The organism is Parafrankia sp. FMc2, from assembly GCF_041008525.1.
Taxonomy (GTDB): Bacteria; Actinomycetota; Actinomycetes; order Frankiales; family Frankiaceae; genus Parafrankia.
On record NZ_JBFLUG010000008.1, the window covers coordinates 107,333 to 114,069 of the forward strand.

6 protein-coding genes are annotated in these 6,737 nt (G+C 75.3%); 5 read left to right on the top strand and 1 reads right to left on the bottom strand.

Annotation, left to right across the window (positions count from 1 at the left end):
- Positions 1-150 precede the first annotated feature (150 nt).
- From AB1460_RS05315 to AB1460_RS05330, 4 genes are all read left to right on the top strand, one after another.
- Positions 151-1,782: a leucyl aminopeptidase gene (locus AB1460_RS05315; protein ID WP_368959460.1), complete on the top strand. Its 1,632-nt coding sequence runs from the start codon at positions 151-153 to the stop codon at positions 1,780-1,782.
- Between the two features lie 204 nt (positions 1,783-1,986).
- Positions 1,987-3,369 (top strand): dihydrolipoyl dehydrogenase, encoded by a 1,383-nt coding sequence (gene lpdA, locus AB1460_RS05320; protein WP_368959461.1) that lies wholly within the window; start codon positions 1,987-1,989, stop codon positions 3,367-3,369.
- Between the two features lie 82 nt (positions 3,370-3,451).
- A complete protein-coding gene (sucB, locus tag AB1460_RS05325) occupies positions 3,452-4,906 on the top strand; it encodes a 2-oxoglutarate dehydrogenase, E2 component, dihydrolipoamide succinyltransferase (protein ID WP_368959462.1) in 1,455 nt (484 codons plus the stop codon).
- A 204-nt stretch (positions 4,907-5,110) separates the two neighbouring features.
- Positions 5,111-6,022, top strand: coding sequence for a TIGR01777 family oxidoreductase (locus tag AB1460_RS05330; protein ID WP_368959463.1), 912 nt, complete (start codon positions 5,111-5,113; stop codon positions 6,020-6,022).
- Between the two features lie 5 nt (positions 6,023-6,027).
- Here AB1460_RS05330 and AB1460_RS05335 read toward each other — a convergent pair whose 3' ends face one another.
- A complete protein-coding gene (locus AB1460_RS05335) occupies positions 6,028-6,552 on the bottom strand; it encodes a hypothetical protein (protein WP_368959464.1) in 525 nt (174 codons plus the stop codon).
- Here AB1460_RS05335 and AB1460_RS05340 point away from each other — a divergent pair.
- Positions 6,539-6,737, top strand: a 199-nt coding sequence (locus AB1460_RS05340) for a DUF1731 domain-containing protein (protein WP_368959465.1), incomplete at its 3' end; no start/stop codon positions are given. The two genes, AB1460_RS05335 and AB1460_RS05340, sit on opposite strands and share 14 nt — an antisense overlap.

A 6,737-nucleotide genomic window follows, 5' to 3' on the forward strand; every position in this document is an offset into this window, starting at 1 on the left:
TCCGGCGGGTCAGCCGGGTATCGCCCGGATGGTCGAGCGGTGCCGCCGGGAGCGCTGCCCAGCTGGTCATCGGCCCGCCCGCGGCGCCGCCGGGCCGGCCCGGCGATGCCACACCGAGGCACACGCGCGGGGGGCCAATACGCTGAGGCCATGACCGTCACCGCTGCCTCCGCCACCATCCTCACCGATCTTGACGTCGACACGATCGTGATCGGCATGGCCAGCGGCGACGACGGCCCGGTCCCCCTCGGCGGGGCCGGCGCGATCGACGCCGCGCTCGGCGGCCGGCTGGCCCGGATCCTCGCCGACCTCGGGGCGACCGGCGCGATCGGGAACACCGTGCGCTTCGCGACGCTCGGCGCCACGAAGGCACCCACCGTGCTCGCGGTCGGTGTCGGGGACCACAGCCCGTTCACAGCGGGCTGGGCCGCCGGCGGCAGCGAGGCCCCCCAGGGCAGCCAGGTCAGCCCCGCGCACGAGACGTTGCGGCGGGCCGCCGGCGCGGCGGTGCGCGCACTGGCCGGCACCGGCCGGGTCGCCACCACACTGGCGCTCGCCCCCGGCGGGCTGACGCCTGCGTCACTGCGGGCCGCGGCCGAGGGCTCGCTGCTCGGGGCCTACGCCTTCGACAGCCTGCGGTCCGCCGCGAACGGGCCGGCGCCGGTCCGCGAGATCGTCCTGGTGGTCGACGATCCGGCCGGCGTGGCGCCGGCGGAGGCCGCGCTGGAGCGGGCGGGCATCGTGGCCGAGGCCGTCACCCTCGTCCGGGACCTGGTGAACACCCCGCCGAGCCACCTCTCCCCGGCACGGCTCGCCGAGATCGCGACGGAGCGGGCCGCCGCCGCCGGCGTCGAGGTGACGGTGCTGGACGAGACCGCCCTCGCCGAGGGCGGCTACGGCGGCCTGCTCGGCGTCGGCCAGGGGTCGGCCAACCCGCCGCGGCTCATCCGCCTGCGGTACGCGGGCGCCGAGGCGGCGGGTAGCGCCGGGGCGGCCTCGGAGGGCGGCGGTCCCGACACCGATCTGGCGCTGGTGGGCAAGGGCATCACCTTCGACTCCGGCGGTCTGTCGCTCAAGCCGCCGGTGTCCATGGAGTGGATGAAGAGCGACATGGCCGGCGCCGCCTCGGTGCTCGCCACGGTCGTGGCCGTGGCCCGACTGGGCCTCCCGCTGAACCTGACCGGCTGGATGCCGTGCGCGGAGAACATGCCCTCCGGCGACGCCATCCGCCCGTCCGATGTGATCACTCTGCGCGGCGGCAAGCGGGTCGAGGTGCTCAACACCGACGCCGAGGGCCGGCTGGTGCTCGGGGACGCGCTGGCCAGCGCTGCCGAGGAGGAGCCGGCACTGATCGTCGACGTCGCCACCCTCACCGGCGCACAGATCGTGGCGCTGGGCACCCGCACCGCCGGGGTGATGGGCCGCGGCGACGCGCCGGACACCGTCGTCGCCGCCGCCGGCCGGGCCGGGGAGACCGTCTGGCCGATGCCGATGCCCCAGGAGCTGCGCAAGAGCCTGGACTCGGCCGTGGCCGACCTGGCGAACGTCGCCCCCGGCGGCAACCGGGACGCCGGCATGCTGCTGGCCGCCCACTTCCTCGCCGCCTTCGTGCCCGAGGAGATCCCGTGGGCGCACGTCGACATCGCCGGCCCGTCCTGGAACGGCGGTGAGCCCTACGGTTACACCCCCAAGGGCGGAACCGGCGCCATCGTGCGCACGCTCGTGCAGCTCGCCGAGGATCGCGCGGGCGCCGGCGAGCCAGGCCACCACGACGTCGCGTGATGCGGCACAGTCGGCGCCGTCTGTCCAGACAGCGTGCCTCCGCGTGAAAGACTGGTCCCAGCCGGAGCGGTGCGGGTGGGGGACATCCGTCCCCGTTTCGCACAGTCGTTCCGGCCAGGCTCACCGGTCCTGACGACGGCCGCGCTCCCGCCGCCGCCGGGCCGTGACCCGCAGTCCGCAAGCTGACGACGAAGGGACCCTCGCGTGGCGGGCACAGCGGACGGTCCTGTCGACCTCGTCGTCCTCGGCGGCGGCAGCGGCGGGTACGCCGCCGCGCTGCGTGCTGCCGAGCTCGGCCTGCGGACCGTCGTGGTCGAGAAGGACAAGCTCGGTGGCACCTGCCTGCACCGCGGCTGCATTCCGACCAAGGCCCTGCTGCACGCGGCGGAGGTCGTCGACACCGTCACCGGCAGTGCCGCCGTCGGCGTGCACGCCACGCTGGACGGGATCGACATGGCCGGCGTGGCCGGCTACCGCGACTCGGTCGTGGACGGCCTCTACAAGGGCCTGACCGGCCTGGTGCGCTCCCGCGGCATCGAGGTGGTCGAGGGAACCGGCCAGGTCGTCTCCCCGACCTCCGTGGCCGTCGGGGACCGTCTCGTCGAGGGCCGGCACCTGCTGCTCGCCACCGGCTCCGCCCCGCGCGCCCTCCCCGGCCTGGACGTCGACCACCACACGGTGATCGACAGCAACGACGCGCTCGCGCTGACGCGGGTACCCGCCTCGGTGGTGGTCCTCGGTGGTGGCGCGATCGGGTGTGAGTTCGCCTCGCTGTGGCGCTCCTTCGGCGCCGAGGTGACGCTCGTCGAGGCCCTCCCCCACCTGGTGCCCGCCGAGGACGAGGCCAGCTCGAAGCTGCTGGAACGCGCCTTCCGCGGGCGCGGCATCACGCTGCGCCTGGGGACGGCGCTCAGCGACGCCAAGGCCACCGACCAGGGCGTGACAGTCACCCTGGCGGATGGCTCGACGCTCGACGCCGAGCTGCTCCTGGTCGCAGTGGGACGCGGCCCGGTGTCCGCCGGGCTCGGCCTCGCCGGCATCGGGATCGCCACGGACCGCGGGCATGTCGTCGTCGACCGGCACCTGCGCACGAACGTCCCCACCGTCTCCGCGCTCGGGGACCTCCGGCCGGGGCTCCAGCTGGCCCATGTGGCGTTCGCCGAGGGCATCCTGGTTGCGGAGCGTCTTGCCGGGCTCGAGCCGGTTCCGGTCGATCACGACAACGTCCCGAAGGTCACCTACTCTCATCCCGAGGTGGCGTCCGTCGGCCTGACCGCGGCCGCCGCCCGGGAACGTCACGGGGAGATCAGCACCGCCACGTACCACCTGGCCGGCAACGGCAAGGCCCGCATCCTGCGCTCGACCGGAGCGGTGACCGTCGTCGCCGCGAAGGACGGCCCCGTCCTGGGCGTCCACATGGTGGGCGACCGGGTCGGCGAGCTGATCGCCGAGGCCCAGCTCATCACCAACTGGGAGGCCTACCCCTCCGACGTCGCCCAGCTGATCCACCCGCACCCGACCCTCTCCGAGGCGCTCGGCGAGGCGCACCTCGCTCTCGCCGGCAAGCCACTGCACGTCCACAGTTAGCCTGCGGTGCCCGCCGTCCGCGCCGGCCGCCCGACCGGGCACCGGGACGGACGTCGGGCGCGACGAAGGAGTCGTTGTCAGCATGTCAGTATCCGTCACAATGCCCCGCCTCGGGGAGAGCGTCTCCGAGGGGACGGTCACCCGCTGGCTGAAGAAGGAAGGCGAGCGCGTCGAGGCCGACGAGCCGCTGCTCGAGGTCAGCACCGACAAGGTCGACACCGAGATCCCCGCGCCCGCCTCCGGCGTCCTGAGCTCGATCAAGGTCGCCGAGGACGAGACCGTCGAGGTCGGCGTCGAACTGGCTGTCATCGAGGACGGGGCCGCAGGCTCCGGTGACGGCGCGGCCCCGGCCGCGCAGCCCGAGCCGGCCCCGGCACAGGCCGCCGCGCCCGCACCGCCCGCACCGCCCGCACCTGCGCCGACCCCGCCGCCCGCACCGACTCCCGCTCCCGCTCCGACACCGCCGCCAGCACCGGCCCCGACTCCGGCTCCGCCGCCCGCACCGGCCCCCGCGCCCGTCCCGGCGCAGGCCCCGGCCGCCGCGTCCGCTCCGGACGCCGGAGCGGACGGCCTGGGCCGGTACGTGACGCCGCTGGTCCGCAAGATGGCGGCCGAGCTCGGCGTCGAGCTCGGCTCGGTCACCGGCAGCGGCCCGGGCGGACGCATCACCAAGCAGGACATCCAGGACGCGGCGCGGTCGCTGTCGGCCCCGGCCCCCGCGCAGGCAGCACCGCCCGCTCCCGCCGCACCGGTGGCCGCGGCCGCACCGGCGGCGCGGCCGGCCAGCGCACCGGCGGCTCCCGCCGCGGCCGCAGCCCGCGGTCGCACCGAGAAGCTCACCCGGCTGCGTTCCCTCGTCGCCCGCCGGATGGTCGAGTCGCTGCAGATCAGCGCGCAGCTCACGACCGTCGTGGAGGCGGACGTCACCCGGATCGCGAAGCTGCGCGACCGGGCCAAGGGTGCCTTCGCCGCCCGCGAGGGCGTGAAGCTGTCGTTCCTGCCCTTCTTCGCGGTCGCCGCCTGCGAGGCGCTGCGTGAGCACCCGGTGATCAACTCCAGCATCGACCTGGAGGCGGGCACCGTCACTTACCACGACTCGGAGAACCTCGGCATCGCGGTCGACACCGACCGCGGCCTGGTCGTCCCGGTCATCCACAGCGCGAGTGACCTGAACCTGAGCGGCATGGCGCGCAAGATCGACGAGCTTGCCGCCCGCACCCGCGCCAACCAGGTCTCTCCGGACGACCTGGGCGGGGGCACCTTCACCCTCACCAACACCGGCAGCCGGGGTGCGCTGTTCGACACCCCGATCATCAACCAGCCGCAGGTGGCGATCCTGGGCACCGGGACGGTCGTGAAGCGGCCGGCAGTGGTCACGGACCCCGAGCTCGGCGAGGTCGTCGCGGTCCGGTCGAAGGTCTACCTGGCGCTGACCTACGACCACCGGATCGTCGACGGCGCCGACGCGGCCCGTTTCCTCACCGCGGTGGCCAGCCGGCTCGAGGAAGGCGCCTTCGAGGCCGAGCTGGGGCTGTAGGCAGGCACGACACAGCGGTGGCGGTCAGCCGCGGGCCACGGGCCGCGGGTCGGGTCACACCGGCCTCGGCCCCAGCCCTCCTGGCCGCCACCGTCACCACCGCCGCTGGCCGACGGCGGCCGGTCGGCCACCGTCGGCGACGGCGCTGAACGCGCCGGGCACGGCAGTCGAGGTGGTTGAGCGAGCAGACGAGGAGCCCGGCGCATGAAGGTGGCCGTCACCGGATCATCAGGGCTGATCGGCTCCGCGTTGCTCCCCGCACTGCAGGCGGACGGCCATGAGGTCGTGCGGATCGTCCGCCGCCCCCCGGGCGACGCGTCGGAGATCCGGTGGGATCCGGCCGCCGGCATGCTGGATCCCACCGCGCTGCGGGGCGTCGACGCGGTGGTGAACCTGGCCGGCGCGGGCATCGGTGACCACCGATGGACCTCCGGCTACAGACAGCGGCTGCGGTCGAGCCGGATCGACGGCACCCGGCTGCTCGCCGAGACCCTGGCGGGTCTCTCCCCGGCCCCCCGGGTCCTGCTCTCGGGCAGCGCCATCGGCTGGTACGGCACCGCGGCAGGGTCGGCGGCGGCCGCCCTGGACGAGTCCGCCGCCCCCGGCGACGGGTTCCTCGCCGGCCTCGCCCGCGACTGGGAGGCCGCCACCACGGCAGCCGACCAGGCCGGCCTCCGGGTCGTGCACCTGCGCACCGGCATCGTGCTGTCCGCCCGCGGCGGCATGCTCCCCCGGCTGCTCCCGATCTTCCGCCTCGGTGCGGGCGGGCGGCTCGGTTCCGGTCGGCAGTGGCTGAGCTGGATCAGCCTGATCGACACCGTCGGAGCGCTGTGCTTCCTGCTGGGCGCGGAGGAGGTGCGGGGGCCGGTGAACCTGGTCGCCCCCCACCCGGTGACCAACGCCGAGTTCACCACCGCCCTCGCCCAAGCCCTGCGCCGCCCCGCCGTGGCACGGGTGCCGCGGGCGGCGCTACGCCTGGCCCTCGGCGCGTTCGCGGACGAAGGGGTGTTCGCCTCCCAGCGCCTCACCCCGGCCGCCCTGCTCGGAGCCGGTTTCGCTTTCACCCACCCGGATCTGGCTTCCGCGCTCTCGGAGGCGCTCCGCTCCGGCACCTGACCGGCTCAGCCGGGCGCGACCGACGCGCTGCTGGCCAGCCGCCACCCACCCTCTGTCCGCCGCAGGGTCAGGTCCCTGGTGCTCGGCGGCACCCGGGGCTCGCTCGCCTGCACAGCACCCGAGGCGTCGACGAAGTCGTAGGGCTCGATGCTCTCGGTGACCCGCAGGACCACCTCGTCCGCACTCTCCGACCGGATCACCAGGTCGACGATCTGGACGCGGACCGGGGTGGCGTGCACACCGCGCTCCCGCATCTGGCCGATCAGCCCCTCGTCGTGGCCCAGCGCCGGGCTGCCCGGCGCGTCGGCACCGGCAAGGGTGGCCGGGTCAGCCCGCTCGAAGGCGGCGCTGCGCGCACCGTTGAGCTCGTCCAGGACCGCACGCCAGGCCTGTTCCGGGGAGCGGCCGTTCACCGGGGTGGCGCTCGAGTCCGCCTGGCTGCCACCGGCGGCCGTCGTGGCCGCCGGTCCCCCCACGGGACCCTCGGAACCACCACCGCTCATCAGCACGGCGGCGATGACGACCGCCACGAGCCCGACGCAGCCGACCACCGGAAGCAGCAGCCGGCTCCGCGCGGTTCCGCCAGCCCGCCGCCCCGCCGTGGCACGGGTGCCGCGGGCGGCGCTACGCCTGGCCCTCGCCGCGTTCGCGGACGAACGGGTGTTCGCCTCCCAGCGCCTCACCCCGGCCGCCCTGCTCGGCGCCGGTTTCGCTT